At 71.0% G+C, this 26,490-nt stretch carries 21 protein-coding genes, 4 tRNA genes and 1 other RNA gene; 14 read left to right on the forward strand and 12 right to left on the reverse strand.

The genetic code is table 11. The annotated features are described in order from the left end of the window. Nucleotides 1–12: 12 nt before the first annotated feature. The 4 genes from ACFWN1_RS03880 to purS all read right to left on the reverse strand — a co-directional run bounded on the left by ACFWN1_RS03880 (nucleotide 13) and on the right by purS (nucleotide 4,123). Nucleotides 13–768: a sterol carrier family protein gene (locus ACFWN1_RS03880; RefSeq protein WP_384357866.1), complete on the reverse strand. Its 756-nt coding sequence runs from the start codon at nucleotides 766–768 to the stop codon at nucleotides 13–15. 159 nt (nucleotides 769–927) lie between these two features. After that, nucleotides 928–3,186 carry a phosphoribosylformylglycinamidine synthase subunit PurL gene (gene purL, locus ACFWN1_RS03885; protein ID WP_384357868.1) on the reverse strand — a complete coding sequence of 753 codons (2,259 nt, stop codon included), beginning with the start codon at nucleotides 3,184–3,186 and terminating at the stop codon, nucleotides 928–930. Further along, entirely contained in the window at nucleotides 3,183–3,863 is a 681-nt protein-coding gene (purQ, locus tag ACFWN1_RS03890) for a phosphoribosylformylglycinamidine synthase subunit PurQ (RefSeq protein ID WP_384357870.1), read from the reverse strand. The genes purL and purQ overlap by 4 nt, the downstream gene beginning before the upstream one ends. Then, the gene (gene purS, locus ACFWN1_RS03895; RefSeq protein ID WP_384357872.1) at nucleotides 3,860–4,123 is read right to left on the reverse strand and encodes a phosphoribosylformylglycinamidine synthase subunit PurS; all 264 of its coding nucleotides are present in this window, start codon (nucleotides 4,121–4,123) and stop codon (nucleotides 3,860–3,862) included. The genes purQ and purS overlap by 4 nt, the downstream gene beginning before the upstream one ends. A gap of 315 nt (nucleotides 4,124–4,438) precedes the next feature. Here purS and ACFWN1_RS03900 point away from each other — a divergent pair, with 315 nt between their 5' ends. From ACFWN1_RS03900 to ACFWN1_RS03935, 8 genes are all read left to right on the forward strand, one after another. Then, nucleotides 4,439–4,756, forward strand: coding sequence for an Lsr2 family protein (locus ACFWN1_RS03900; RefSeq protein ID WP_384357874.1), 318 nt, complete (start codon nucleotides 4,439–4,441; stop codon nucleotides 4,754–4,756). A 158-nt stretch (nucleotides 4,757–4,914) separates the two neighbouring features. Next, nucleotides 4,915–4,986 (forward strand) — tRNA-Gly (locus tag ACFWN1_RS03905). A gap of 79 nt (nucleotides 4,987–5,065) precedes the next feature. Further along, nucleotides 5,066–5,138 (forward strand) — tRNA-Gly (locus ACFWN1_RS03910). A 142-nt stretch (nucleotides 5,139–5,280) separates the two neighbouring features. Continuing rightward, a complete protein-coding gene (locus ACFWN1_RS03915; protein ID WP_384357876.1) occupies nucleotides 5,281–6,219 on the forward strand; it encodes an ABC transporter ATP-binding protein in 939 nt (312 codons plus the stop codon). Then, nucleotides 6,216–7,010, forward strand: coding sequence for an ABC transporter permease (locus ACFWN1_RS03920; protein WP_384357878.1), 795 nt, complete (start codon nucleotides 6,216–6,218; stop codon nucleotides 7,008–7,010). Before ACFWN1_RS03915 ends, ACFWN1_RS03920 begins: the two co-directional genes overlap by 4 nt. Before the next feature lie 19 nt (nucleotides 7,011–7,029). Further along, on the forward strand, nucleotides 7,030–8,274 hold the full coding sequence (locus ACFWN1_RS03925; RefSeq protein ID WP_384357880.1) for a sensor histidine kinase: 1,245 nt from the start codon (nucleotides 7,030–7,032) through the stop codon (nucleotides 8,272–8,274). Next, nucleotides 8,271–8,885, forward strand: coding sequence for a response regulator transcription factor (locus ACFWN1_RS03930; protein WP_384357882.1), 615 nt, complete (start codon nucleotides 8,271–8,273; stop codon nucleotides 8,883–8,885). The genes ACFWN1_RS03925 and ACFWN1_RS03930 overlap by 4 nt, the downstream gene beginning before the upstream one ends. Nucleotides 8,886–8,908: 23 nt before the next feature. Further along, nucleotides 8,909–8,984: transfer RNA gene (locus tag ACFWN1_RS03935), tRNA-Gly, on the forward strand. Nucleotides 8,985–9,024: 40 nt separating this feature from the next. Here ACFWN1_RS03935 and ACFWN1_RS03940 read toward each other — a convergent pair. The 6 genes from ACFWN1_RS03940 to ffs all read right to left on the reverse strand — a co-directional run bounded on the left by ACFWN1_RS03940 (nucleotide 9,025) and on the right by ffs (nucleotide 17,928). Continuing rightward, nucleotides 9,025–9,924 (reverse strand): phosphoribosylaminoimidazolesuccinocarboxamide synthase, encoded by a 900-nt coding sequence (locus ACFWN1_RS03940; protein ID WP_384357884.1) that lies wholly within the window; start codon nucleotides 9,922–9,924, stop codon nucleotides 9,025–9,027. 70 nt (nucleotides 9,925–9,994) lie between these two features. Beyond that, complete coding sequence (locus ACFWN1_RS03945; protein ID WP_384357886.1) at nucleotides 9,995–11,503, reverse strand: N,N-dimethylformamidase beta subunit family domain-containing protein; 1,509 nt, start codon at nucleotides 11,501–11,503, stop codon at nucleotides 9,995–9,997. Nucleotides 11,504–11,797: 294 nt separating this feature from the next. After that, complete coding sequence (locus tag ACFWN1_RS03950) at nucleotides 11,798–13,612, reverse strand: hypothetical protein (RefSeq protein WP_384357888.1); 1,815 nt, start codon at nucleotides 13,610–13,612, stop codon at nucleotides 11,798–11,800. 329 nt (nucleotides 13,613–13,941) lie between these two features. Next, nucleotides 13,942–15,210 carry a phosphoribosylamine--glycine ligase gene (gene purD / locus ACFWN1_RS03955; RefSeq protein WP_384357890.1) on the reverse strand — a complete coding sequence of 423 codons (1,269 nt, stop codon included), beginning with the start codon at nucleotides 15,208–15,210 and terminating at the stop codon, nucleotides 13,942–13,944. 327 nt (nucleotides 15,211–15,537) lie between these two features. Beyond that, nucleotides 15,538–17,730 carry a DNA polymerase III subunit gamma and tau gene (locus tag ACFWN1_RS03960; RefSeq protein WP_384357892.1) on the reverse strand — a complete coding sequence of 731 codons (2,193 nt, stop codon included), beginning with the start codon at nucleotides 17,728–17,730 and terminating at the stop codon, nucleotides 15,538–15,540. A gap of 101 nt (nucleotides 17,731–17,831) precedes the next feature. Beyond that, nucleotides 17,832–17,928: signal recognition particle sRNA small type (gene ffs, locus ACFWN1_RS03965), an RNA gene on the reverse strand. Nucleotides 17,929–18,046: 118 nt separating this feature from the next. Here ffs and ACFWN1_RS03970 point away from each other — a divergent pair. From ACFWN1_RS03970 to ACFWN1_RS03980, 3 genes are all read left to right on the forward strand, one after another. Next, nucleotides 18,047–18,131: transfer RNA gene (locus tag ACFWN1_RS03970), tRNA-Ser, on the forward strand. Between the two features lie 292 nt (nucleotides 18,132–18,423). Next, nucleotides 18,424–20,100, forward strand: coding sequence for an Eco57I restriction-modification methylase domain-containing protein (locus ACFWN1_RS03975; RefSeq protein WP_384357894.1), 1,677 nt, complete (start codon nucleotides 18,424–18,426; stop codon nucleotides 20,098–20,100). An 11-nt stretch (nucleotides 20,101–20,111) separates the two neighbouring features. Continuing rightward, complete coding sequence (locus tag ACFWN1_RS03980; RefSeq protein WP_384357896.1) at nucleotides 20,112–20,837, forward strand: PaeR7I family type II restriction endonuclease; 726 nt, start codon at nucleotides 20,112–20,114, stop codon at nucleotides 20,835–20,837. Nucleotides 20,838–20,899: 62 nt separating this feature from the next. Here the strand turns inward: ACFWN1_RS03980 and ACFWN1_RS03985 are convergent, their stop codons facing one another. Then, the gene (locus ACFWN1_RS03985) at nucleotides 20,900–21,610 is read right to left on the reverse strand and encodes a PaeR7I family type II restriction endonuclease (protein ID WP_384357898.1); all 711 of its coding nucleotides are present in this window, start codon (nucleotides 21,608–21,610) and stop codon (nucleotides 20,900–20,902) included. A 167-nt stretch (nucleotides 21,611–21,777) separates the two neighbouring features. Continuing rightward, the gene (locus ACFWN1_RS03990) at nucleotides 21,778–23,289 is read right to left on the reverse strand and encodes a tyrosine-type recombinase/integrase (protein WP_384357900.1); all 1,512 of its coding nucleotides are present in this window, start codon (nucleotides 23,287–23,289) and stop codon (nucleotides 21,778–21,780) included. A 167-nt stretch (nucleotides 23,290–23,456) separates the two neighbouring features. Here ACFWN1_RS03990 and ACFWN1_RS03995 point away from each other — a divergent pair, with 167 nt between their 5' ends. From ACFWN1_RS03995 to ACFWN1_RS04005, 3 genes are all read left to right on the forward strand, one after another. Continuing rightward, nucleotides 23,457–23,807: a hypothetical protein gene (locus ACFWN1_RS03995; protein WP_384357902.1), complete on the forward strand. Its 351-nt coding sequence runs from the start codon at nucleotides 23,457–23,459 to the stop codon at nucleotides 23,805–23,807. Nucleotides 23,808–23,987: 180 nt separating this feature from the next. Beyond that, nucleotides 23,988–24,482, forward strand: coding sequence for a mobilization protein (locus ACFWN1_RS04000; RefSeq protein ID WP_384357904.1), 495 nt, complete (start codon nucleotides 23,988–23,990; stop codon nucleotides 24,480–24,482). Beyond that, nucleotides 24,479–26,221: a mobilization protein gene (locus tag ACFWN1_RS04005; RefSeq protein WP_384357906.1), complete on the forward strand. Its 1,743-nt coding sequence runs from the start codon at nucleotides 24,479–24,481 to the stop codon at nucleotides 26,219–26,221. Before ACFWN1_RS04000 ends, ACFWN1_RS04005 begins: the two co-directional genes overlap by 4 nt. Nucleotides 26,222–26,490: the final 269 nt, after the last annotated feature.

Below are 26,490 nucleotides of genomic sequence, written 5' to 3' on the forward strand. Positions count from 1 at the left end.
CGGGGTTCCCCGCTATGGGCCGAGTGGCAGCAGGCCGGAGAGGTCGGCGCGCTCCCCGCTGGCGCTGACCTCGGCCCGCGCGAGTGCGTCCGCCCAGGTCAGGCGGCCGGTGGCGAGGCGGACCCAGGTGAGCGGACCGGTCTCGACCACATTGGGCGGTGTCCCCCGGGTGTGTCTGAGCCCCTCCACGCACTGCACCACCGCGTACGGCGGCACCCGCACCTCGGTGGAACCGCCGGGCGCCTTCACGGCGAGGGCGTCCGCGAGCAGCCGGGTCGCGGCGGCCAGCGCGTGCCGGTCCAGCGGCACGTCCAGTCCGGGCACCGCGTCGGACAGGTCGTCGGCGACGAGGACCAGCTCGGCGGCCCGGGTGACCAGGTACTCGTTGAGCGGCAGCACCCCGGCGCCGGTGTCCACCAGCGGACTGCCGGGGTGGTCGGCGAGCAGAGCCCGCAGGTCCGCCTCGGCGGCCGCGAGGTCGAGCGGTACGGGGGTGAAGGCGACGTCCCCGCGCAGCGGCCACTCCGCGAGCGTCAGCGTCTGCCTGAGCTTGGCCGGCCGCTCCACCGCCTGCCGCACGGCGACGACGGACGCGGCGGCCCGCACGGCCAGCTCCCGCACGGTCATCCCCTCCCGCCGCGTGGGCAGCGCGAGTTGCCCGGGATCGAGCCCCTCCACCGCCTCCCGCACCACCCCGAGCTGCGCGAGCACGGCGGCGCGGGTCCGGAGGGGGTCGTACTTGCGGGGGCGCTTCTTGGCCGGGGGCATGGCGGTGAGCCTATGCGGCTCCGCGGCCGTCGGACTTCCCTACGGCGTGACCCCGCGGGCGGCTGACCCGCCCGGTGCACGGTCACGCACGGTTCCGGCACAGGAACTGCGAGGCCCCCCGCTCGGGAAGCGGGGGGCCTCGTCCGTCACGTCCGGTGCCTACGCAAGCAGCGCCGGGATCGTGTTCTCGTGCGCCTCGCGCAGCTCGGCCAGGGAGAGACCGAACTCGCCCTGGATATCGACCGAGTCACCGTCGACCACACCGATACGGGTGGCCGGCAGGCCCCGCGCGCCGCACATGTCGGTGAAGCGCAGCTCCTCCGAGCGCGGTACGGCGACGAGCGCGCGGCCCGCCGACTCCGAGAGGAGGAAGGTGAACGCGTCCAGACCGTCCGGGACGATCAGCCGCGCGCCCTTCTCGCCGAGCAGCGCCGACTCGACCACGGCCTGGATCAGACCGCCGTCGGACAGGTCGTGCGCGGAGTCGATCATGCCGTCGCGGGAGGCGGAGATCAGGATCTCGGCGAGCAGCCGCTCCCGCTCCAGGTCGACCTTCGGGGGCAGCCCGCCGAGGTGGTCGTGGACGACCTGGGACCAGGCCGAGCCGCCGAACTCCTCGGAGGTGTCACCGAGCAGGTAGAGGAGCTGGCCCTCCTCCTGGAAGGCGACCGGGGTGCGCCGGGCCACGTCGTCGATGACACCGAGCACCGCGACCACCGGGGTCGGGTGGATGGCGGCCTCGCCGGTCTGGTTGTAGAGGGAGACGTTGCCGCCGGTGACCGGGGTGCCGAGCTGGAGGCAGCCGTCGGCCAGACCGCGCACGGCCTCCGCGAACTGCCACATCACGGCCGGGTCCTCGGGCGAACCGAAGTTCAGGCAGTCGGAGACCGCGAGCGGCTTGGCACCGGTCGTCGCCACGTTCCGGTACGCCTCCGCCAGCGCGAGCTGCGCGCCGGTGTACGGGTCGAGCTTGGCGTAGCGGCCGTTGCCGTCGGTGGCGATGGCGACGCCGAGGCCGGTCTCCTCGTCCACGCGGATCATGCCGGAGTCCTCCGGCTGGGCGAGGACGGTGTTGCCCTGCACGAAGTGGTCGTACTGCGAGGTGATCCACTTCTTCGACGCCTGGTTGGGCGACGCGACCAGCTTCAGGACCTGCTCGCGCAGTTCCTCGGGCGTGGCCGGGCGGGGCAGCTTGTTCGCGTCGTCGGCCTGGAGGGCGTCCTGCCAGTGGGGGCGGGCGTAGGGGCGCTCGTAGACCGGGCCGTCGTGGGCGACGGTGCGGGGGTCGACGTCGACGATCTTGCCGCCGTGCCAGAAGATCTCCAGCCGGTCGCCGTCGGTGACCTCACCGATGACGGTGGCGATGACGTCCCACTTCTCGCAGATCTCCAGGAAGCGGTCGACCTTCGCCGGCTCGACCACCGCGCACATGCGTTCCTGCGACTCGCTCATGAGGATCTCCTCGGGCGAGAGCGTGGAGTCGCGCAGCGGTACGTCGTCCAGGGTGACGCGCATGCCGCCGGAGCCGTTGGAGGCCAGCTCGCTCGTCGCGCAGGACAGGCCGGCCGCGCCGAGGTCCTGGATGCCGACGACGAGCTTCTCCTTGAACGCCTCAAGGGTGCACTCGATGAGCAGCTTCTCCTGGAAGGGGTCGCCGACCTGGACGGCGGGGCGCTTGGAGGGCTTGGCGTCGTCGAAGGTCTCGGACGCGAGGATCGAGGCGCCGCCGATGCCGTCGCCGCCGGTGCGCGCGCCGTAGAGGATGACCTTGTTGCCCGCGCCGGACGCCTTGGCGAGGTGGATGTCCTCGTGCCGCATCACGCCGATGGCACCGGCGTTGACCAGCGGGTTGCCCTGGTAGCAGGCGTCGAAGACGACCTCGCCGCCGATGTTGGGCAGGCCCAGGCAGTTGCCGTAGCCGCCGATGCCGGCGACGACGCCGGGCAGGACGCGCTTGGTGTCGGGGTGGTCGGCGGCGCCGAAGCGCAGCGGGTCCACGACCGCGACCGGGCGGGCGCCCATGGCGATGATGTCGCGCACGATGCCGCCGACGCCCGTGGCCGCGCCCTGGTAGGGCTCGACGTAGGAGGGGTGGTTGTGCGACTCGACCTTGAAGGTGACCGCGTAGCCCTGGCCGACGTCCACCACACCGGCGTTCTCACCGATGCCGACGAGCAGGGCGTCCGACTGGGGCGCCTTCTCCCCGAACTGGCGCAGGTGGACCTTGGAGGACTTGTACGAGCAGTGCTCGGACCACATGACCGAGTACATGGCGAGTTCGGCGCCGGTCGGGCGGCGGCCGAGGATCTCGACCACGCGCTCGTACTCGTCCTTCTTCAGGCCGAGTTCGGCCCAGGGCAGCTCGACGTCGGGGGTCCCGGCCGCGTTGTCGACCGTGTCCAGAGGAGTCCGGCTCATGCGTTGACCAGCTTCTTCAGGATCGAGGTGAAGAACGGGAGGCCGTCGGTGCGGCCGGTTCCGATCAGCGGCTCGACGGCGTGCTCGGGGTGCGGCATGAGACCGACGACGTTCCCGGCCTCGTTGGTGATGCCGGCGATGTCGCGCAGCGAGCCGTTGGGGTTGACGTCCAGGTAGCGGAAGACCACCCGGCCCTCCGCCTCCAGCTTGTCCAGCGTGTACGTGTCGGCGACGTACCGGCCGTCCATGTTCTTCAGCGGGATGTGGATCTCCTGGCCCTGGCGGTAGTCGCCGGTCCAGGCCGTCCCCGCGTTCTCCACCCGCAGCCTCTGGTCGCGGCAGATGAAGTGGAGGTGGTCGTTGCCGAGCATCCCGCCGGGCAGCAGATGCGCCTCGGTGAGGACCTGGAAGCCGTTGCAGATACCGAGGACCGGGAGGCCGTCCTTCGCCTGCTCGATGACGGTCTCCATCACCGGCGAGAAGCGGGAGATCGCCCCGGCGCGCAGATAGTCGCCGTAGGAGAAACCGCCGGGCAGCACCACGGCGTCGACCTGCCTGAGGTCCTTGTCCTTGTGCCAGAGGGCTACGGGTTCGGCGCCGGCGAGGGTGATCGCGCGCCGGGTGTCACGGTCGTCGAGACTTCCCGGAAAGGTGACGACACCAATACGAGCGGTCACTCGGCGGCCCCCGCTACTTCCTCCACCTTCACGGTGAAGTCCTCGATCACCGTGTTGGCGAGGAAGGATTCCGCCAGATCACGGATGCGGGTGAGCGCGGCCTCGTCGACCGGGCCCTCCACTTCCAGCTCGAATCGCTTTCCCTGGCGGACGTCCGAGATCCCCGTGAAACCCAGGCGCGGCAGCGCACGCTGGACCGCCTGGCCCTGGGGGTCGAGGATCTCCGGCTTGAGCATGACGTCGACTACGACGCGTGCCACTGGCACTCCCGATGTGTGGTGCTGAGCAGGTTCCTTCAGACTACCCGTACAAAATTTCTACGCGAGTAGAGTTGGAGGTTTCTACATGACCCGCATCACGATCGGGTGTCGAACACCGACCCCGAAGGAAATTTCTGGGAAAGTTCTGCGGTCCCCTCCCGATGCCTATTGAGTCGGGACACGCGGACGTATTCAGCAGGGCTTCCCCTTTCATTGCCGGGCACTGTACAAATGAATTGGCAATAGCCGATACTCGGCACGTCATTGCCGGTGGACACCGGTGGGCCGGCGTGCCGCACGAAGGGACCGATATCCGTGGCGCAAAAAGTCGTGGTCACGCTCTCCGACGACATCGACGGCTCGGAAGCGGCGGAAACGATCGCCTTCGGACTCGACGGCAAGTCGTACGAGATCGACCTGAACGAAACCAACGCCAAGAAACTGCGCAAGGCGCTCGCGCCCTACGTGGAGGCCGGCCGCAAACGCGCCCGGTCCGGCAAGGCGTACCGGCAGACCGAGGTCGCGCCCGACCCGTCCGCCATCCGCGCCTGGGCCCAGGCCAACAAGATGGACGTGCCCGCGCGCGGCCGCATCCCCAAGAAGGTCTACGAGGCGTTCGACGAGGCCCGCTGACCCCCGTACGGGCGGGACCCCTCAGGGCCCCGGAGCGCGGGCCCTGAGACTCGTTCACCTGTGCTCGGGGGAACCGACTTGCGCGACCCCCCCGCTGATCGGCTAATGTCTGGGACACGCCGAGGGGCGAGGCCGAAAGGCCGAAACCCACGGAGCGTGCGGGTGTAGTTCAGTAGTAGAACACCCCCCTTCCAGGGGGGAGGCGCAGTGTGCGATTCCTGTCACCCGCTCTGGCACCGGTCATGACCGTCCTTCGGGATCAGGTAGGCTGGTGCTCGCACCGATCGGTGGGAGCCGGTCGGGAGCAGTGCGGACGTAGCTCAGTTGGTAGAGCGCAACCTTGCCAAGGTTGAGGTCGCGAGTTCGAGCCTCGTCGTCCGCTCGGAGAAAAGGCCCCGGTCTTCGGACCGGGGCCTTTCGCATGCCCGCGTGAAGTGCGCGCCCGCGTGACGGCTGACATTTGTCATGCCGGCCGATGACACCGCGCACTGCCGGACCGGCCGGGCCGCCGGGACGCTGGAGTCATGGACAGCACCCCACACGATCCCGTGATCGAGGTCACCGAGCTGCGGCGGGTCTACGGCGACGGCTTCGAGGCCGTACGCGGCATCACCTTCTCCGTGGCCCGCGCCGAGGTCTTCGCCCTGCTCGGCACGAACGGCGCCGGCAAGACCTCCACCGTCGAACTGCTGGAGGGCCTCGCGGCTCCCGCCGGGGGCCGGGTCAGGGTCCTCGGCCACGATCCCCACGCCGAGCGGGCCGCCGTACGCCCGCGCACCGGTGTGATGCTCCAGGAGGGCGGCTTCCCCTCCGACCTGACCGTTGCGGAGACCGCCCGCATGTGGGCGGGCTGCACCAGCGGCGCCCGGCCCGAGGCGGAGGCGCTGGACCTGGTCGGCCTCACCGGGCGGAGCGGTGTGCGCGTCAAGCAGCTGTCCGGTGGCGAACGGCGGCGGCTCGACCTGGCGCTGGCGCTGCTGGGCGACCCGGAAGTGCTGTTCCTGGACGAGCCGACGACCGGGCTGGACGCCGAAGGCCGCCGCGAGACCTGGGAGTTGGTGCGCTCGCTGCGCGACTCGGGCACCACCGTGCTGCTCACCACGCACTACCTGGAGGAGGCGGAGGGCCTGGCCGACCGGCTGGCGATCCTGCACGAGGGCCGTATCGCCGCCTCCGGCACCCCGGCCGAGGTGACCGCCGACCGTCCGGCCAGCATCTCCTTCCGGCTGCCCGCGGGGTACTTCCCGGGCGACCTGCCCCCGCTGGCCGAACTCGGCGTCTGCTCGCACGAGTTCAGCGGCCGCACCGTCCGGCTCGGCACCCGGGAACTCCAGCGGTCGGCCGCCGGAGTGCTGGCCTGGGCGGAGCGGGCCGGGGTCGAACTGCACGGCCTGGACATGCGGTCGGCGTCACTGGAGGAGGCGTTCCTCACAATCGCCGGAGAACGGAAGGCTGCGGCATGAGCGCGACGACCCCGCGGACGGCCACGGGAGGCGGCGCGGCACGGCGGCTGCGGGCGCTGACCCGCGCCGAACTCACCCTGCTCGCGCGGAACAAGGGCGTGGTGTTCACGGCGCTGATCGTGCCGCTCACGCTCCCCGTCACCGCACGGGGAGCCCTCGACCGGGTGGAGCTGGAGAAGCTGGGCCTGAGCGTCGGCACGGTGATGCTCCCGGGCGCCGTCGGCTCCACCTTCCTCTTCGCCGTGTACGCCTCCCTCGTCAACGCCTATGCCGCCCGCCGCGAGGAACTCGTCCTCAAGCGGCTGCGCACCGGCGAACTCTCCGACCCCGAGATCCTCATCGGCACCGCCCTGCCCGCCCTGGGTCTCGGCCTCGCCCAGGCGCTGCTGCTCTCAGCCGGCTGCACGGCACTGCTGCACCTCGGCGCGCCGAAGGCACCGCACCTGGCGCTGCTCGGGCTGCTCGCGGGGCTGGTCACCAGCGCCGCCCTGGCCGCGCTGACCTCAGCCTTCACCCGGAGCGCGGAGAGCGCACAGGTGACCGCGCTGCCGGTGGTGTTCGCCTCGATCCTCGGCTCCGGCATGATGATTCCGACCGAGGCCCTGCCCGCCCGGCTCGCCGGCATCTGCGCCTTCCTCCCGCTCTCCCCGGCGATCCGCCTGGTCCGCGGCGGCTGGACCGGACACCTGAACACGCAGGAGGCACTGGGCGCCACGGCGGCCGCGCTGGCCTGGGCGGTCGTGGCGGTGTTCGCCGCGAGGCGCTGGTTCCGCTGGGAACCGCGCCGCTGAGACGCGAGAGGGGAATCGGATGCCGGCCCGGATACGGGGGATGCGCGAACGGCACTGGCGGCGGCGGAGCAAGGCGGAGCGGGTCGAGCTGAGCACCCTCGGCATGTGGCACGTGTCGCCGTGGCTGCTGTCGGTGAGCTGGCTGCTGGTGCCCCTGGCCGGCGGGGTGCGCCACCGGCCGGTGGCGGTCGTCCTCGGCGTGCTGCTGGCCACCGTGGGTGTGGCGCAGTGCGTGGCTGCCGACCGGCTCACCCGGCCCGCCCTCGACCACTACCTGGGCCGGGCCGGACTGCCCCGCCGGGCGCTGTGGGCCCCGGCGGCGCTGCTCGGTTCCGCACTCGCGCTGATCGTGGCACTGACCGCGCTGGACGGCATCGAGGGCCTGACCGCGCGGCTCGCCGTGGGCGCGGTGCTGGTGGCGTTCGGACAGCCGTACACGCTGCTGGTGCCGATCGCGGTCTATCTGCGGCGGGCCGGGGCCCTGGCCGTGGGGCTGGCCGTGGTCCTCACCGCCGCGCTCGGGCCGGCCCGGCCGGACGCCGGTGCCGGGTTGCTGGGCCTCGGGTTCAGCGTGTCCTTCGCCGTCCTGCTCGCGCTGGGCATGGGGCGCACCGGCGCCTGGACCCTCTCCGTGCTGTGGGAGGCCGAGCGGGCGCGGGAGGTGGAGGCCCGGCTCGCGGTGGCGGAGGAACGGCTGCGGTTCGGGCGGGACCTGCACGACGTGCTGGGCCGGAACCTCTCGGTGATCTCCCTGAAGAGCGAACTGGCCGTCCAGCTCGCCCGGCGTGGCCGGCCGGAGGCGGTGGAGCAGATGATGGAGGTGCAGCGCATCGCCCGGGAGTCGCAGCGCGAGGTGCGGGAGGTCGTACGCGGCTACCGGGAGGCCGACCTCACGGCCGAACTGGCGGGCGCGAAGGGGGTGTTGGGTGCCGCCGGGATCGAGTGCGCGGTGCGTGCCGAGGACGCGTTGCTGCCGGTGCCGGTGCAGTCGGCGCTGGCGTGGGTGGTGCGCGAGGCGGCCACCAATGTGCTGCGGCACGGGGACGCGCGGCACTGCGCGGTGGAACTGGTGACGGGGAAGGACCATGTGGTGCTGACGGTGGAGAACGACGGCGCCGGCGAGGCGGCCGGGAGCGGCGGCTCCGGTCTGGCCGGGCTGCGGGAACGGCTGGCCGCCGTCGGGGGCACGCTGACGGCGGGCCCGGCGGGCGAGGACCGGTTCCGCCTCCAGGCGCGGGTACCGAGGGACGGGGTGACCGCGTGAGCGGACCGGTGCGGCTGCTGCTCGCCGACGACGAGCACCTGATCCGGGGCGCGCTGGCCGCGCTGCTCTCGCTGGAGGACGATCTGGTCGTCGTCGCGGAGGCGGCGAGCGGGCCCGAGGCGCTGGCGATGGCGCTGGCCCACACCCCCGACGTGGCGGTGCTCGATCTCCAGATGCCGGGCGCGGACGGTGTGAGCGTGGCCACATCACTGCGGGCCGAACTGCCGGGCTGCCAGGTGCTGATCGTGACCGGGCACGGCCGGCCGGGCCACCTGAAGCGGGCGCTGGCGGCGGGAGTGCGGGGGTTCGTGCCGAAGACGGTCAGCGCCGGACGGCTCGCCGAGATCATCCGTACCGTGCACGCCGGAAGCCGGTACGTCGACCCCGAGTTGGCCGCCGACGCGATCTCCGCCGGCGACTCCCCGCTGACCGCGCGGGAGGCCGAGGTGCTGGAACTGGCGGCCGACGGGGCACCGGTCACGGAGATCGCCGAGCGGGCCGCGCTGTCCCCGGGGACGGTGCGGAACTACCTCTCCTCGGCGGTCACCAAGCTGGGCGCGGAGAACCGGCACACCGCGGTACGTCTCGCACGCGACCGGGGTTGGGTATAGTTGGCTCCGCGCCACGGCGCACCGCGGACGTAGCTCAGTTGGTAGAGCGCAACCTTGCCAAGGTTGAGGTCGCGAGTTCGAGCCTCGTCGTCCGCTCCATGAAGAAGCCCCCGGTTCTCCACCGGGGGCTTCTCGCGTGTCAGGACCAGCGGGTGCCGGTCAGCCGCTCGTACGCCTCGATGTACTTGGCGCGCGTGGCCTCCACCACCTGCTCCGGCAGCGCCGGCGGGGGCTGCTCGCTCCCGCGGTCCCAGCCGGACTCGGGGCCGGTCAGCCAGTCCCGCACGAACTGCTTGTCGTACGACGGCTGGGCATGGCCGGGCTCCCAGGTCTCGGCCGGCCAGAAGCGGGACGAGTCGGGGGTGAGCACCTCGTCGGCGAGGACCAGGGTGTCGCCGTCGAAGCCGAACTCGAACTTGGTGTCCGCCAGCACGATCCCCCGGTCCCGGGCGATGTCCCGGGCGCGGGCGTACACCGCGAGGGTGGCCTGACGGAGCTGGGCGGCGGTGTCCGCGCCGACCTGGCGGGCCACCTCCTCGTACGACACGTTCTCGTCGTGCTCGCCGACCTCGGCCTTGGTGGCCGGGGTGAAGATCGGGCCGGGCAGCTCCGAGCCGTCCACCAGCCCCTCGGGCAGCGCGAGCCCGCAGACCGTACGGGACTCCTGGTACTCCGCGAGGCCCGAGCCGGTCAGATAGCCGCGCGCCACGCACTCCACCGGGACCATGTCCAGCGACTTGCAGACCAGGGTGCGGCCCGCCCAGTCGGCCGGGGCGCCCTCGGGCAGCACGGTGCTGATGACATGGCTCGGGGCCAGGTCACGGAGCCGGTCGAACCACCACAGGGACAACTGGGTCAGCACCCGGCCCTTGTCGGGGATCTCGGTGGGCAGCACCCAGTCGTAAGCGGAGATGCGGTCACTGGCGACCATCACGAGGTCGCCCGCCTCGTCGCGGTACAGCTCGCGCACCTTGCCGGTGTGCAGGTGCACCAGACCCGGAACCTCGGTCGGCTCGGGCTTTTCTACGAATCCGGACACGGTTCCTCCCCGTGGTTCTGTCCAACTGCGTCGATTCTCCCGTATGCCGGAGACCGGGCAGGTGGCAGGGTCAGTCCCGCTTGCAGATACGGTCCAGCAGGTTGGCGGTGGCCCGCTGGACACGGGCGTCCACATGGCCGGGCCGGTCCAGCGCCGGGGACCAGGCGAAGGTGCCGGAGGCGAACACCCAGGCACCGGAGGGGGCGCGGTACAGCGAGGTCTCCTGGTGGCGCCGGGCGCCCTCGCCGTCGGTGTACGGGGAGTGCGCGAGCAGCACCCGCTCCTCGTGCTCGGGCAGGGCGGTGCGCGGGTAGTACCGGTCGGCCTCGCCCGCGACCAGGCCCGCGATCCCGTCGCCCTCGCGGGCACCGGTCGCGTCCCACAGCCAGTGCCCGGCGTTGCGGACGATCAGCGGATGCGGCTCGGGCACCCGGCCCGCGTACTGGATGCCGATCAGCTGCTGCTCGGGGCGGTCGATCTCCCGCCACAGCACCGGCCTGCCCGGACCCTTGCGCTTGCGGCAGGTCAGCAGCCGGTCCGGTACGCCGGACGCGGACGGCGACAACTCCACCTGCCAGTACATGGTGTTGGCCGACAGGAAGACCAGCGAGGTGCCCTGGTCGCGGGCCTCCTCCACCGCCCGGCGCATCGGCGCCGACCAGTACTCGTCATGGCCGGGGAAGACCAGACCCCGGTACCGGGTGGGGTCGACGCGGCCGGCGTGCAGATCGCGGGCGTCGGCATAGGCCAGGTCGTAGCCGTAGCGCTCGGCCCAGCGGATGAAGTCGTAGGCGTGGCCGACGTGCAGCGGCAGCCCGGCGCCGGCGTAGGGGCGGTCGAAGGAGACGGTGGTGGCGGCGTCCGCCTCGCCGAGCAGGCAGCCCTCCTCGTCCCACGCGTGGTAGAGGCTGGCACCGGTGCGGCCGTCCTCCGGGTACAGGTTGTACGCCTGCCAGGTGATGTCCGGGAGCAGCAGCAGGAGGTCGGCGGGCTCGTCGTCGCGGACCGTGAAGGGCACGTGGGAGCGGTAGCCGTCGGCGGTGGTCAGGACGGCGACATAGGCCCCGACGCGCCACTCGGCGGGTACCTGGAGGCGCCAGGACTGCCACCAGTGGTGGCAGGAGACCGTGCGGTCGGCGGCCAGCGGCGCGGTCTGCACGATGCCGGAGAGCCGGGGGCTGGTGGTGATCTTGGCGGCGCCGTGACCGGCGTAGTGGCCGATCCGGTAGATGTCGACGCTGAACTCCTGCGGCGGGTCGACCGTGATGTGGAAGTCGATCGCCTCGCCGGGCGCCACCCCGCCGGTGGACGCGAAACCCTTGATCTGGCGGCTCACGTCGTCGGCCGAGCGCGGGCCGGGGCCGGCCGAGCGCGGGGCCGGGACGAGCGGCGCGCCGGGGCGGCCGGGCCGGGTGGTGGCCGGCTGGGTGGTGTCGACGTACCAGGGGACCACCTTGCCGGTGTCGTCGAAGTAGGTCTCACTGCCACGCAGCCAGGGCACCGGGCCCTGGCCGAAGGGATCGGTGACGGCGTGCGCGAGCGCTCCCGACTCCCAGCGGCGGATGTGATCCGAGGTCATGGACGCCCCCTCCCTCGTGTCCCCCGTTGCCGTTACGGCGTTGTCTGTGGTGCCAGGACCGGAACCCGGTGTCTTCGCCTGCTGTCTCGGGTGTGCTCGGTGCGCCGGATCACTCGGCCATGCGGGCGTGTGTCGTATGCCCGTGCCATGTGCGTGTCGATCCCAGCACATCACATAACGCACGACTCCGGTCACTGTTCGTTGTGAATTGGCCTGAAGTGGAAGGCCCTGCTCCGTTACGACCGTGGACGTCCGGGTCTCCTGGTGCCCGGTGTCGACTTCTGTGCCGGGCGCTCAGACCAACCGGACCGGCTTCTCCGGCCGTATCCCGAACTGGGCCAGCCAGGCGCGCAGCGGGATCGGATCGCCCTCCTCGATCAGACTGAGCACCTTCGGGGTGAGGTCGGCGGCGCGCTCGCCGTCCAGCAGCAGGGTGGGGCCGTCCAGCCAGTCCAGGCCGGGGGCGGCTCCGGCGGTCTCGACGGCCGCGCAGCAGATCATCGCGGTGATGTGCGCGGCGAGCAGCTCCCGGCCGGTGCGCGGGGGCTGAAGCGGGAACAGCGGCAGGTCGCCGTCCTCCCACAGCGCGCTGTCCGGCCCCTGCGCCCGCGCGCCCTGCGGTGCGGCGCTCTCCTCACGGGCCAGCGCGGCGCTGAGCCCGGCGGCGAGGAGCGCGCTGCGCTCGGTGGCGGGGTCGGGGTCGGCATCGGGGTCCGGCTCGGCGCAGTCGGTGTTGCCGATGCGGCCCGCTTTATGCGTGTTGTCTACTTTGCCCGCGTTGTCAGGGGGTGCGGTGGGCGCCGGGACCGTGGGGGTGGCGGCGGGCTCGGCGAGGTGGTCCAGGACGCGGGCCAGGGTGGGGCCGCCGGGGTCGGGGGTGGCCGGGTCCAGGCTGGGGCTGACGCCGAGCGAGTCCAGCACCTGGTGCAGCCGGGCCGCCTCCGCACGCCAGGTGCGGTCCACGACCTCCTCCGGGTACGCCTGCCAGTCCACCGGCGCCCAGCGGGGACCGGACTCGGCGGGCCCGCCGTGGAAGAGACGGGCGGTGAGCAGGGACACCGCCTCGTCCACCGCGCCGGGCTCCTCCAGCAGATCGCAGGCGGGGCGCTCACCGAGCCGGGCGGCGAAGCCGTCGGCCAGCCGGTCGCGCCGGGACAGCTCGGTCAGCGCGGCGGCCACGCCCACGTCCAGCCGGGAGGGCCAGCGGCCCATCCGCCAGGCGGGCAGCGCCACCTTGGTCAGCAGCCGGTCCCACCCCGCGTACGCCAGCCCGACCTGCTCCTGGGCGGCGATCCGGGGGCCGTAGTCCACCGACCGGGCGCGCTCGGCGGCGGCCGTGGCCACCCCGCGCTCCATCAGCGCGGCATGCTCCCGGCAGCCGCGCAGCAGCAGCCGGGCCACCCGGCCGAGGACCGCGCACCCACCCCGGGTCAGCGGGCCGTGGCCCGGCGCGTCGGCGACGGCCAGCGCGGCGTCCAGCCCGCGCACGAAGCGGCGGGCGGCGGCTATGTCGGGCTGCGCGGACGGGCCCGTACCCGCGACGACCGGGGCGAGCACCGCGCGCAGCTCGGCGACCCGCATCCACCACAGGAACGGTGACCCGATCACCAGCACCGGCGCCGGCACGGCGAGCCGCCGCTCCGGGCGCGCGCCGGGAACCAGCGGCTCGTCGTGCGCACGCGTGACGTGCTGGGCGTGGGCCGGGTGCGTACGGTCCTCCAGCCAGCTGTCGCAGTCCGGGGTGAGCGCTATCGCGGAGGGTGCGGGCACGTCCAGCCGGTCGGCGAGGTCGCGCACCATCCGGTACAGGTCGGGGGCGGACCGCTCGGACACCGGGACCGTGGGGCTCGCTGCGGGGCGCGCGCGGGCCACCACCAGGGCGATGCCCGCGGCCGCCAGCAGCACCAGCACCGCGAGGCCGCCCACCACCCAGCGGGCCGTGTCCCAGCCCCGGCCGCTGAACTGGCCGGTGGCACCTCCGGTCAGCAGGATCACCTCCGCCGCCGCGGGCAGCAGCGCCACGGCCAGCGCCCGGCTGCGCACCCGCAGCACGGCCAGCGCGCGTGAACGCGCGGCCCGCGCGCCCAGCTCCCCACCGGTTCCGGTCATGGTTCCGGTCATGCGCGACGCTCACCCCCTCCGTGCCGATCGCGTCCTGTCCTGGCGGTTGCCCACTCCCCCACTGTGGCACCCGTCACTGACATCGCAATGCCGGTGGGCCAAGTGCCGGACCGCATGCGCCGCACCATAGTTGGGCCCCCGGCCCCCGTCAGCCGGATGGCGCATCGCTCACTCGATGGAATGGCCTTGGTCAGAGCTGGAGGACGGACGGTGACAGAAGGCAAAGGTTGGGCCCCGGATTTCGGGGTCCGGGGCCTGGAGTGGATCTGGGATGGATATGGCCTGGATCCGGTGTGGGATCGGGGCTTCGGCGGGCCCTACGCCACGCTGGTCCTAGCCGTGTCGGCCGCCTTCGCCGCGATGTCCGTGCGGTGGTGCGAGCCGTCGAGTCCGATGCGGGCCACCGCGCGGTACGCGCGCTCGCGGGCCTCGGCCAGATCCTCGCCGGTGGCCGTGACCGACAGCACCCGGCCGCCCGCGCTGACCACGGCGTCCCCCTCCCGCCTGGTCCCGGCGTGCAGGACGTAGGCGTGCGGGGCGTCCTCGGCGGCCACCTCGCCGAGGCCGGTGACCGGATCGCCGGTGCGCGGGGTGCCGGGGTAGTTGTGCGAGGCGACGACCACGGTGACGGCCGCGTCCTCGCTCCAGCGCAGCGGCTCCAGATCGGCGAGGGTGCCGTTGGCGGAGGCGAGCAGGAGGGAGGCGAGCGGGGTCCGCAGGCGGGCCAGCACGACCTGGGTCTCGGGGTCGCCGAAGCGGGCGTTGAACTCGATGACCCGTACCCCGCGCGAGGTGATGGCGAGGCCCGCGTACAGCAGCCCGGAGAAGGGCGTGCCGCGCCGGCGCAGCTCGTCCACGGTCGGCTGGAGCACGGTGCGCAGCACGTCGTCCACCAGCTCGGGATCGGCCCAGGGCAGCGGGGAGTACGCGCCCATGCCACCGGTGTTGGGGCCCTCGTCGCCGTCCAGCGCGCGCTTGAAGTCCTGCGCGGGCTGGAGGGGCACCACGGTCACGCCGTCGGTCACGGCGAAGAGCGAGACCTCGGGGCCGTCGAGGAACTCCTCGATCACCACCCGCTCGCACCCGGCCGCGTGCGCCTTGGCCTCCTCGGCGTCGGAGGTGACGACGACGCCCTTGCCCGCGGCCAGCCCGTCGTCCTTGACGACATAGGGGGCCCCGAAGGCGGTGAGCGCCTCGGCGACCTCGTCGGCGGTGGTGCAGACGTACGAGCGCGCGGTGGGCACCCCGGCCGCGGCCATGACGTCCTTGGCGAACGCCTTCGACCCCTCCAGCACGGCGGCCTCGCGGGACGGTCCGAACACCGGGAAGCCCGCCTCCCGTACGGCGTCGGCCACGCCCGCGACCAGAGGGGCCTCCGGGCCGATGACGACGAGGCCGGCCTCCAGCTCCCCGGCGAGCGCGGCGACGGCCTTGCCGTCGAGCGCGTCCACCTGGTGCTGCTGGGCCACCTCGGCGGTGCCCGCGTTGCCGGGGGCACAGTGCAGCGCGGTGACGTCGGGGTCGAGGGACAGGGAGCGGCACAGGGCGTGTTCGCGGGCGCCGCCGCCGATGACGAGGACCTTCACGGGGGTCAGCCTATCGGCTGGGTTGCCGAAGGTCGGGGGGCGGGGAAGTTGGAGGAACCTACGAGGGCGCTCGCGCGGGGGGCCGGAGCCTTTGGAGGGCTCGGGCGGGAGCCGGAGCCTTCGGGGGGCTCGGGCGGGAGCCGGAGCCTTCGGGGGGCTCGGGCGGGAGCCGGAGCCTTCGGGGGGCTCGGGCGGGAGCCGGAGCCCGGCTCGGTCCGCTCGCCCGCGACCGTGCGCAACTTGGGCTGCGCCCACCTGGGGGCCCGGAGCACGCCGGCAGCCGTCCGGGCGCCCCGGTGTCCTGCCTGGGAACCGCCGGAGACGGCCCTACTGATCGTTGGAGAACTCGTCCAGCACTGTGGCGCCCAGTTCGCGGACGATCAGGTCGCGGCCGGAGAGGGCGGATTCGTCCAGGTCGGGGTCGTCGTCGGCGGGGGTGTCGTCCTCGGGGGAGACGGGGGGCGGTTCGGGGGCCGGGAGTCTGGGGGCCGGGGCCGGCTGGGCGCCGCCGGTCGGGGTGGGGGCGCTCTGCTGGGGGGCTGCGGGGCGGGGCGGTGCCGGGGTGCCGTAGCCGCCCGCGTTCGCCGCACCGCCTCCGCCGAAGCCCGGGTTGCCGCCGGGGGGCGGGGGCGCGGAGCCGCCGCCGGAGGGGTCGATGACCGGGTCGATCTTCCACTGCACGTTGAACTGCTCGGCCAGCGCCTGCCGGAGTACGTCCTCGCTGCCACTGGCGGAGAAGTTGTCCCGGGCGCCCGCGCTGGCGAAGCCGAGCTGGAGGGTGGTGCCGTCGAAGCCGGTCACCTGGGCGTTCTGGCTCAGCAGGATCCAGGTGAAGCGGCGGCGGTTCTTGACGGCCTCCAGGATGTTCGGCCAGAGCATGCGGGGGTCGAGGCCGCCGGCGGGGGCGGCGGGCGCCGCCGGTGCGGGGGCCGCGGGCTGGGGCCGGCTCGGGGCCGACGGCCCACTGGGCGGGGTCTGCTGCTGCGGCGGGCCCTGACCTGCCGGGGTGGCGGTGGGCCACGCACCGGAGCGGCGGCCGCCCCCTGCGGGAGCGGCGGCGGGCCAGGCGCCTGGTGCGGCCGGGGTGGCTTCGGGAGCAGGCGCCGGAGCCGGGGCGGGCGGAGGGTTCGGCGCGGGGGCCTGCGCCGCCGGGGCAGGGGCAGCGGCCGGGCTCGCACCCGTACCGGGCCCCACCGGGTTGCGTACGGCCGCACGGGCGGCGGCAGGACCGCCACCGGGCGGTACGGGCGCGCTGTCCCCCATGGCCGAGGCCGGGGGCGGGGCCGGGGCTGCCGCGCCGGGGTGGGCGTCGGGGCCGGGCACGTACCGCATGGGCGGAGCGCCCGCACCCGAGGAGAAGTTCACGCCGCGCTCGATGCGGTCGAGGCGGGCCATGACGGAGCGCTCGTCGCCGTACGCGGCCGGAAGCATCACGCGCGCGCAGATGAGTTCGAGCTGGAGACGGGGGGAGTTGGCGCCGCGCATCTCGGTGAGGCCCTCGTTGACGAGGTCGGCGGCGCGGCTCAGCTCGGCGGCGCCGAAGATCTCGGCCTGGGCCTGCATGCGCTCGATGACGTCGGCCGGGGCGTCGATGAGGCCCTTCTCGGCGGCGTCGGGCACGGCGGCGAGGATCACCAGGTCGCGCAGCCGCTCCAGCAGGTCGGCGACGAAGCGACGGGGGTCGTTGCCGCCCTCGATGACATGGTCCACAACCTCGAAGGCGGCGGCTCCGTCCCCGGTGGCGAAGGCTTCGACGACGGAGTCCAGCAGGGACCCGTCGGTGTAGCCGAGGAGGGAGGTGGCCATGGGGTACGTCACACCGTCCGCGCCGGCGCCCGCGAGCAGCTGGTCCATGACGGACATGGAGTCACGCACGGACCCCTGGCCCGCGCGCACGACCAGCGGGAGCACACCCTCCGCGACCGGGATGTCCTCCTTCTGGCACACCTCGCCGAGGTACTCCCGGAGGGTGCCGGGCGGGACGAGCCGGAAGGGGTAGTGGTGCGTACGCGACCGGATGGTCCCGATGACCTTCTCGGGCTCGGTCGTGGCGAAGATGAACTTGAGGTGCTCCGGGGGCTCCTCGACGACCTTCAGCAGCGCGTTGAAGCCGGCCGACGTGACCATGTGGGCCTCGTCGATGATGTAGATCTTGTAGCGGCTGCCGGCGGGGCCGAAGAACGCCTTCTCGCGCAGCTCACGGGCGTCGTCCACACCACCGTGGGAGGCGGCGTCGATCTCGATGACGTCGATCGAGCCGGGTCCGTTGCGTGCGAGGTCCTGGCACGACTGGCACTCGCCGCAGGGGGTGGGGGTGGGACCCTGCTCACAGTTGAGACAGCGGGCCAGGATGCGGGCACTGGTCGTCTTGCCGCAGCCGCGCGGACCACTGAACAGGTACGCGTGATTGACCCGGTTGTTCCGCAGCGCCTGCTGCAGCGGGTCGGTTACGTGCTCCTGCCCGATGACCTCGGCAAAGGTCTCCGGGCGATAGCGGCGGTACAAGGCGAGAGACGACACGCATACGAGGTTATAGGGGAGCACCGACAACCGGCCGCACGGCGGAAGCGGGCCCGGACCGCCGCAGGCCACCGGCGGGACCCCGCCTCCGGCCCCGCACACACAAGGGCCCCCCACGCACCTGCCAGGGCCGACCTACCCTTGCTGCCTTCCGGCCCTGGGGGAGTTCAGTCAGATAGCACCGCGTGGGGGGCTGCGGAAAGAGTACCTGATCCGGACCGCCGCGAGATACCTCGCACGAACCCGTGATGAGCGCCCGTCCGAGGCCGGGAACGAGGTTCGCGAGCACTCCCCGCGGTCATGTAATGTTTGCCGCGGAGGATTCGCCTAGTGGCCTAGGGCGCACGCTTGGAAAGCGTGTTGGGGGCAACCCCTCACGAGTTCGAATCTCGTATCCTCCGCACTGGCCCAGCAGGGCAGACGAGGGCCCCGACCGGAATCCGGTCGGGGCCCTCGTCGTTGGGTGGTTGCAGTTCTGGTTACGGTTGCTCCGTGCCGCGCCTCCTCTGCTCACCTCCGCCCAACCCTTCACGTCGGCAACTCGAGCACGCCGGCGCACGCCGACCAATGTCGAGGCACGTCTCCTCAGACCTCGCGTTCACGGTTTCGCGGATGAGTGGGATCACTCCGTTGAGCACGAACGTCCCTGTGGATAACTCTGATGTCCTAAATCCTCCCTAGTAGGGTCGAGACGTGGCCACTCCCCTGTTCTTCGACACCGCCCTCCACTCCCTCCCCTCTGTCCCTGAGGAGGCCGTTGAACACGGTGAGGTGTTCACGCGGCGCTGGGTCGTTGATCTGATCCTCGACCTGGTGGGCTACACGTCGGACAAGCCGCTCTGCGATCTGAAGCTCATGGAGCCGGCCTGCGGGTCTGGAGCGTTTCTCGGAGCCGTGGCATCGCGGATCAGTGCGTCCTGCCGCGAACAGAACCGATCCATCGGTGACGCGCTCGGGGCTGTTCGTGCACTTGACCTGCTGGAGCGCAACGTCCGCAGGAGCGGCGAAGTAGTCGAGAAGCAGTTGGTCGACGATGGCTGGGATCCAGCTACGGCCCAGCAGGTAGCGGAGTCCTGGGTTGGACAGGGTGACTACCTGCTCCAGCCGGAATCAACCCAGTACGCGGACTACGTCGTCGGCAACCCGCCATACATCCGCCTGGAAGACGTTCCCGCAGACAGGATGGCGGTCTACCGTCACGCGTGCCCCACCATGGGCGGTCGCGCAGACATCTACGTCGGCTTCTTCGAAGTCGCTCTCCGAAGCCTCGGGCCAGGAGGACAGCTGGGCTTCATCTGCGCGGATCGCTGGATGCGCAACCAGTACGGTCGGCGGCTGCGACATTTGGTGACCAAGAGCTTCAGCATGGACCTGACCCTGGTCATGCACGACGTCGACGCGTTCAACGACCAGGTTTCCGCCTACCCGGCCATCACGCTCATCAGCAAGCGGGCACAGGGCACCGCCGTAGCCGCCGACACCACGCGAGCCTTCGGCGCTTCCGAAGCCACCAACTTCGCGCGCTGGTACACGAGCGATCGGACTGAAACGGTCGCGACGGAAGCCTTCCAGGCCGCTCGCATGCCGCACTGGTTCCCGGACGAGGACTCATGGCCGAGCGCCTCACCCGCCCGACTGGCCGTGCTCGAAGAGCTGACGGAGCGCTTCCAACTGCTCGAGAACAGCAGCACCGGCACCCGGGTCGGCATTGGCATCGCCACCGGAGCGGACAAGGTCTTCCTCACCGATGACGACACGTCGATCGAGGATGACCGGTTGCTGCCTATGGCCATGGTCCGCGACACCACGAGCGGCGTGCTCAACTGGAATGGCACCTACCTGGTCAACCCCTGGACGGCCAGTGGTGACTTGGTCGACCTCGCCGTGTACCCCCGACTTGCGAAGTATCTCGACGAGCACGGAGCCGCGTTGCGCAAGCGCTACGTGGCGGTCAAGCAGCCCCACCGCTGGTACAAGACCATCGACAAGGTCGATCACGCGCTGACCCGGCGGCCCAAGCTGCTGTTCCCGGATATGAAGCTGACGATCCATCCGGTACTCGATGAGGGCGGACTGTACCCTCACCACAACCTGTACTTCATCGTCTCGGACGTCTGGGACATGCGCGTGCTGGGTGGTCTGCTGCTCTCCAAGGTCGCGGAAGCATTCGTGGAGGCGTACGCGGTCAAGATGCGAGGCGGGACCCTCCGCTTCCAGGCCCAGTACCTCCGCAAGATCCGGGTCCCCGACCCGGAAGCGATCAGCGAGCATGACCGGGACGCCCTGGCGGCAGCCTTCGACAAGCGAGACGTGAGCGCAGCCACTCAAGCCGCCCTACGCGTCTACGGACTTGCCGAACTGCCTGACTAGAAGGACGGATCTTGACGGTCGCCCGCCAGGATTTCGAGGATGCGATAGCGGCCTACTGGGACGCTGGGAAGCTGCAGGGCGAACAGTCCGCTATCAAGGCCGCGGTCGGGGTCGGCACGGCCGGATCGGTACGCAGCGGCAAGCACTTCGACGTGATCGCAGCCCTCTTGGCGAAGTTCTTCCTGGAAGCCGGCTACCCGGCCGAGAGCATCCGCGTCAGCAAGTCCCAAGGGCTGGAGTTGCCCGGCTACTACCGGCCGCAGAAGCAGTGGGACCTCGTAGTCGTCCACGAGGGCGTACTTGTCGCAGCCTTCGAGTTGAAGGCGCTCGGCGGTCCTTCGTTCGGCAACAACTTCAATAATCGCGTCGAAGAAGCCTTGGGCAGCGCCGTTGACCTTCGCCGCGCAGCCCTCGCTGACCTATTCCCGAAAGAGAAGCCCTGGCTCGGCTACTTCTTCATCATGCAGGACGGGCAAGGATCCCGACGGCCGGTTAAAACTGCGAAGGGCGCCCTGCCCGCCGACAAGATTTGGACCGAAACCTCGTATCAGGATCGGTTTGGCATCTTCTGCGAGCGCCTGATGGCTGAACAGCTCTATGACGCCGCGTGCTACGTGACCTCTTCGGCTGAAGACCCCACGCCCATCGAGCTCGTAGAAAGCCTCGACTGGCGGCACTTCTCAGCAGCGATCAATGCGCGGCTCACCTACTTGAGGGACCTCGGCATTCCCGGATGACACCACCGGTCTATCTGACTCCTTCTTCGCTGATTACATGTCAGCAGCAAACGGATACGCCGTCATTCACGCTCCCCGAGCATCGCTTTCACATGCTTAACGCGACCTTCGATGGCAACCTTGAGGGCGTATCCGGTCGCGGTTTGCAGAGGCTCCTTATACGTCACCGTTCCGTCCTCTGCCTTCTGCGTGGTCACGAACCACCCAATGTTGTACACCTTCTTGCCGACGAATCGACTGATCATCTCTTGATAGCGTTGGGTATATGACATGCCCTTGAATACCGGGTCGGTTTCAAAGAGCGCATGTGACTGCCTATTCTGCTTCTCGGTCTCGTCTGTCTCCTCAAGCACGAAGGCGTAGCCGAGCCAAGGCGGCACCTCACCGAAGGGCTCGTTCATCTCCTTGGCCGCTGACAAGTCAGTGGCACTCCCGAGCGCTTCTTCGAATCGGTTGTTGAAATTCTTTGCCACACTACCGACTTGGGATTTGAACTCAAAGGCAGCAACAAGAACCCCCCTGTAAACAACCACAAGGTCCCAGGACTTGCGGACGCGATAATATCCAGGAAGATAGGGCCTCCCGGTTCGAATGTCCTTCTTCGGGATACCACAGGCGACAAAGATTTCCTTCACGGCATTCTCGAAACCCGCGATGTGGCCGTTAGCGCGGGCCTCTCCTCCGGCTTTTCCGTCGTCTTCCTGATTTCCCCTCTGCTCCGCGCGCTTGTCCCAGAAATCTTTGGCCGCCTGCTGGATGACCTCGTGCTCCATCCCAGATCTCCTCGCCTGAACGGGTACGGGGACCCCGGTTCGGGAACCCGCTGGGCCCAAGTGTGGGGGGTAGCACTGACAGTCGAGGGCGTGGAGAGGCGAGCCCGCACACTCCACGCAGCGTCAGGGCGGGTTGCGCGGGGCACACAACACGCCCTGCGCCCTAGCTAACAGGCATCAAGATCCCCGTAGTTGCCTGGGTTCCTCGCTCGATCGACCGCCTCCGTGCAGGCGTCGCCGAACGCGGCACTGACAGCGTCCTCATCGGTACCGCGGACTTGAGCTTCGACCTCCTGGCCTGAGCGCCGCGCGGTGTGCCAACGGACTGGCAGATCCGTGAAGAGGTCAGGCTCGAACTCCCACGCCAGCGCGGACAAACGCTCGGCTCGACCAACATTAAGCCGGTAGCCACCAGGCAGATAGACGGCATAGGCGTGATGGACAACCCGACGGTCAGGCATCTGATCACGGATGGCCCGCGGGCCGCCCGGTCCCTCGTGGTCCCACTTCTCCCGGTCCCATTCCTCGACCTTCGCAGGCTCGCCGGGATGGTCGGCTCCCCACTGTGAGGCCACCGCGGCCGCGTGCTCGTGGTGCAGGAAGGGGATGCGGCGATCGCCGAGGAGGGCCACGTACACCGTCGGCTCCGCTGGGGTGGACGACCGGCTCGGGTTGGGCGCGGCGTGCCCAGAGGCCGGCACGACCGAACTCGAGCTGGGGCCCCACAGCAGGCCGCCGACCTTCGCGGCGGTTTGCTGGAGCACCTGTCCTGTCACGTGCTGGTAGCGGCGACGCATCCGGGCGGACTTGCCGGGCTCCCAGCCCATGATGCGATCGACGATGGCTTCCGGGACGCCGAGGATCAGCAGGACCGTCGCTGCTGTGTGACGGGCGTCGTGGAGACGGCCGTCACGGACCTTCGCGGACTTCAGCAGGTCCTTCCACCTGTGGAAGTCGGTGTTCGGGTTCAGCGCCTCGCCGGTGGGTGAGGTGAAGACGTACCCCTTCTCCACCCAGAGGTCGCGGGCAAGCACTCGTTCGCGTTCCTGTTCCGCCTTGTGCTGGCGGAGCAGGGCGAGGAGCTGATCGGGCACGCCGATGGAGCGTTTGCCCGCGCGGGTCTTGGTGTCCTTCGTCTCGCGTCGGACATTGATCTTCTGCGGGCAGTAGCCGGCCTTGCGACCGCACTTGTCGCCACAGCCGTGCTCGTAACGGGGCCGCAGGCGGCCACGACGCACGAGGATCACGCCGGTCTCGAAGTCCACGTCCTCCCACTTGAGGCCGAGCACCTCGCCCTGCCGCAGGCCGAGCGCGAGCGCGATGACCCAGCGCGCGGTGTTGCGCGCCTTGGTGGCCTCGACGAGCAGGCGCTGGATCTCTTCGAGCGTGTACGGCTCGACTTCCTCCTCGTCCACCTTGGGCGCCTTGGCGATCGACGCAGGGTTGATGGTGAGGTGGCGGCGGCGTACGGCCTCGTTGAGCGCCGTCTTGACCGTGCGGTGTGCCTGGTGAGCGGTGCCGGCGGAGCTGCCGTTCGCCTGCATCTTTCGGTAGAGGCGCTCCAGGTGCTCTGGTTCGAGCTTCGCCAGGCGGTGGGCGCCGAGGCTCGGGATGAGGTGGTGGTAGACGGCCACGCGGTAGCGGCGCAGCCTCCACGGGCACGCGCTGACCTCTGCCACGCGCCTCTCCCCACTTTTCCCGCCCCGCCCCGTGCAGACAGCACGGGGCACCGCATCTCTCACAAATGAAGGGCCCTCCAGCCATGACGCGTTCGACCACACCCACACTGCAGTGTGCCGACACCTCCTGCCCGATCTGCACCGCACCACAGCACGACGAGCGAGGAATGTTGCGGTGCGCCATCCTCACTCTGCTGGGCCAGGGCCGGTGGATGGCCGGTGATCACATCCCGCTGCCCGACGTCCTCTCCGCCGGCGGCGACTACCTGAGCCGACTCGCGGGCACGGTCGGTGACGGCACCCCCGTGCCCCCCGTCGAGGACTGGTCCTGGATCGACGCAGAGCTGCGCTTGGTGGTCGCCCGAGCCGCAGGGCTGGATGCCGTCAGCACTCTCGATCCGCGAATCGACAAGGTATTGGCCACCGCCGCCCGCCGCTCACCGCGTAGCCAGATGAAGCTCCTCGATCTCGCCGCCGAGCAGTTCGCCGATCTCTCCGCGCGACAGCGAATCGTCTGAGCCCCCAAGCTCCCACGCCGTACCCAGATACGAGGACGTACCGACATGCCTGATCAGCACTCCGAAATCCCGCTCACGCAGCATCCGATGATGCTGACTGCCACCACTACGACGGGAGCAAGTTGGAGGTTCGGACACTCCCCCGTGGGGGGAGCGTCCGAACCCGGTCCCGCCCCGGGGGTGGCGGGGCCCGTCCGGCGCCAGGGGGCACCGGACGGGAAGGCAGCGACCGAGGGCGGATCGCAGCCAGATCAGGCCGGTCGTCAGCGCCGGGCCAGGGGAAAGTCTCGTCCGCGTGACAAGCAGCAGCGCCGCGCCCACAGCGTTCGGCTCAACGACGTCGAACTCTCCATCATCCAGGCCGGCGCCGACGCCGTGGGAACGAGCGTCGCCGGCTTCCTCGCCCACTCCGGCCTGGCCGCCGCCCGCGACCAGAACCGCACCGCCGCAACCATCGCGGCCGAACACGATGTGCTCATCGAGCTGTTCGCCACTGGCCGCAAGCTCGGCTGGGCGGGCAGCAACCTCAACCAGATTGCCAAGATCCTCAACGCGGGCGGCGACATCGCTCCCGCCCGCATCGAGGAGACCCTCACCGAGGTCCAGCGCGCGGCCATCGCCACCCGGACCGCTGTCGAGCAGGTCAACAACCTCCCGAAGGGCGAGAGCGCTTGATCCCCCGCATCCACAAGCAAGGCAGCAGTACCCGCGGGCTGCTCAACTACCTGTTCGGCAAGGGCACCCGGGAAGAGCACGTCGACCCCCATCTGGTCGCCTCCTTCGACAGTACGGCGCCCGACCCGGGGCGCGACGCGTCCGCGACAAGGCAAGATCTGCAGCGTCTTCTCGACCAGCCACTGCGCCTGGTCTCCGAAGACCAGCGGCCCGACCAGCACGTGTGGCACTGCTCCGTTCGCGCGGCCGCGACCGACCGCATCCTGAGCGACGAGGAGTGGGGCGATATCGCCCGCCGCATCGTGGCCGCCACTGGCATCGACCCGGACGGCGCGGTCGGTGCCGGCTGCCGGTGGGCCGCCGTCCGGCACGCCGACGACCACATCCACGTCATCGCCACCCTCATACGTGAGGACGGCTGGCGACCCCACCATCACCGCTCCGGGCAGCGCGCCCAGGCCGAAGCCCGTCTCATCGAAGCCGACTACGACCTCCATCGCGTCGCCCCCGGCGACGGAACGGCGGCCAAGCGCCCTACCAGCGCCGAACGGCACAAGGCCGAACGGCAAGGGCGCCAGCGAACAGCGCGGGAACAGCTGCGCGAGTCCGTGCGGGGTGCGGCGGCAGGCGTTACCTCCACGGACGAGTTCTTCGAGCGTCTCGCCGCCGAGGGGCTGCTGGTCCGAAAGCGGTTCGCCCCGTCGGGCGACCTACTCGGGTACAAGGTCGCATTGCCTGGCGACCGCAACAAGGACAACGAACCCGTCTTCTACGCAGGGTCCACCCTCGGCCCCGACCTGTCCCTGCCCCGTATCCGAGAGCGCTGGACCCGTGACGCAGCGGCGATCTCCGCGGGCCCTTCCGAAACGGCACAGCCCTTGCTGCCGCCCATCACCCATCCCGCCTTCGCCCGGCGCCGGGCTACCGATGCCACCTGGCAGGCCCTGCTGGTCATCGACCTTGGCGACGAGGGCGCGGCCGCGGCCCAGATCGCCGCCGCAGGGGAAGTTCTGGACGCGCTCGCCAAGACCTCCGCTACCCACACCCGCGTCGAACTGCGACAAGCGGCCATGGCGTTCGAGCGGGCCGGCCGCTCCCATGTGCGCGCGGTCCGTGGACATGCCCACGCCCTTCGTCAGGCCGCCCGCGATCTTGTTCGCAGCGGCCCTGCCCTCGGACGTGGCGAGGACGGCGCCACCACCGCGATGGTCATCGACATGGCGGTCTTCCTCGTCATCGCCGCGGCGAACTGGCACGCCAAGAAGCACCACAGTCAGCAGGCGGCCGCCGCCCGGCAGACAGCCGCGCATCTGCGCTCCGCCTACCAGGCCGCAGCGGCTCAGCCCATCGACGCCCTCCGCCGGCGCGGCCAGCAGCTGGCACCGCGCATCGGGCACCTGCAAGCCGATCTTCTTCGACAGGCGCTCCCGGAGGAGCTTGCCGAGCGAATACGGGCTGAGCAGAGCTGGCCCGCCCTTGCCGCCACCCTCACGGACGCCCAGCAAGCGGGCCACGATCCAGCCGCCCTGCTCGCCGAAGCAGCCCGACATCGCGAGCTCGACTCCGCCGACTCCGTCAGTGAGGTCCTCGTCTGGCGCCTGCGCCGCGCAGCACACCTACCCGCCGCAGCCGAGATCCCCAGGTCCGTGCCCGCCCGTGCCGAACGGCGTACCGCTACCTCGGCACCCGCCGCAGCACCGATTTCGCGGCCGACGACTCCCTCCAATCACCGGCGCTGAGTCCGGGGAGGGCTCTCTCAGCGGCGACAGCGAGCCGGCCACGGCAACCAGCCCTGACACGCGCGTACAGGAGAGCGCGAGCCCGCCCACCCACAACATCTACCCGAACAGGGTGAAGCCGGGCCACCCGAACGGGAGGCCCGGCTTTTGCGGGACGATGGTCAGTCGGCAGAGGCACTCAGGAGCCGGCCCTGTGCCCTCTCCGGCAGCACCCGGCGCGGCAGCGGGACGGTTAGCCGAGCGGATACCGCGAGCGCGGCAACGAGATC

The organism is Streptomyces sp. NPDC058459 (genome assembly GCF_042721685.1).
Taxonomy (GTDB): domain Bacteria; phylum Actinomycetota; class Actinomycetes; order Streptomycetales; family Streptomycetaceae; genus Streptomyces.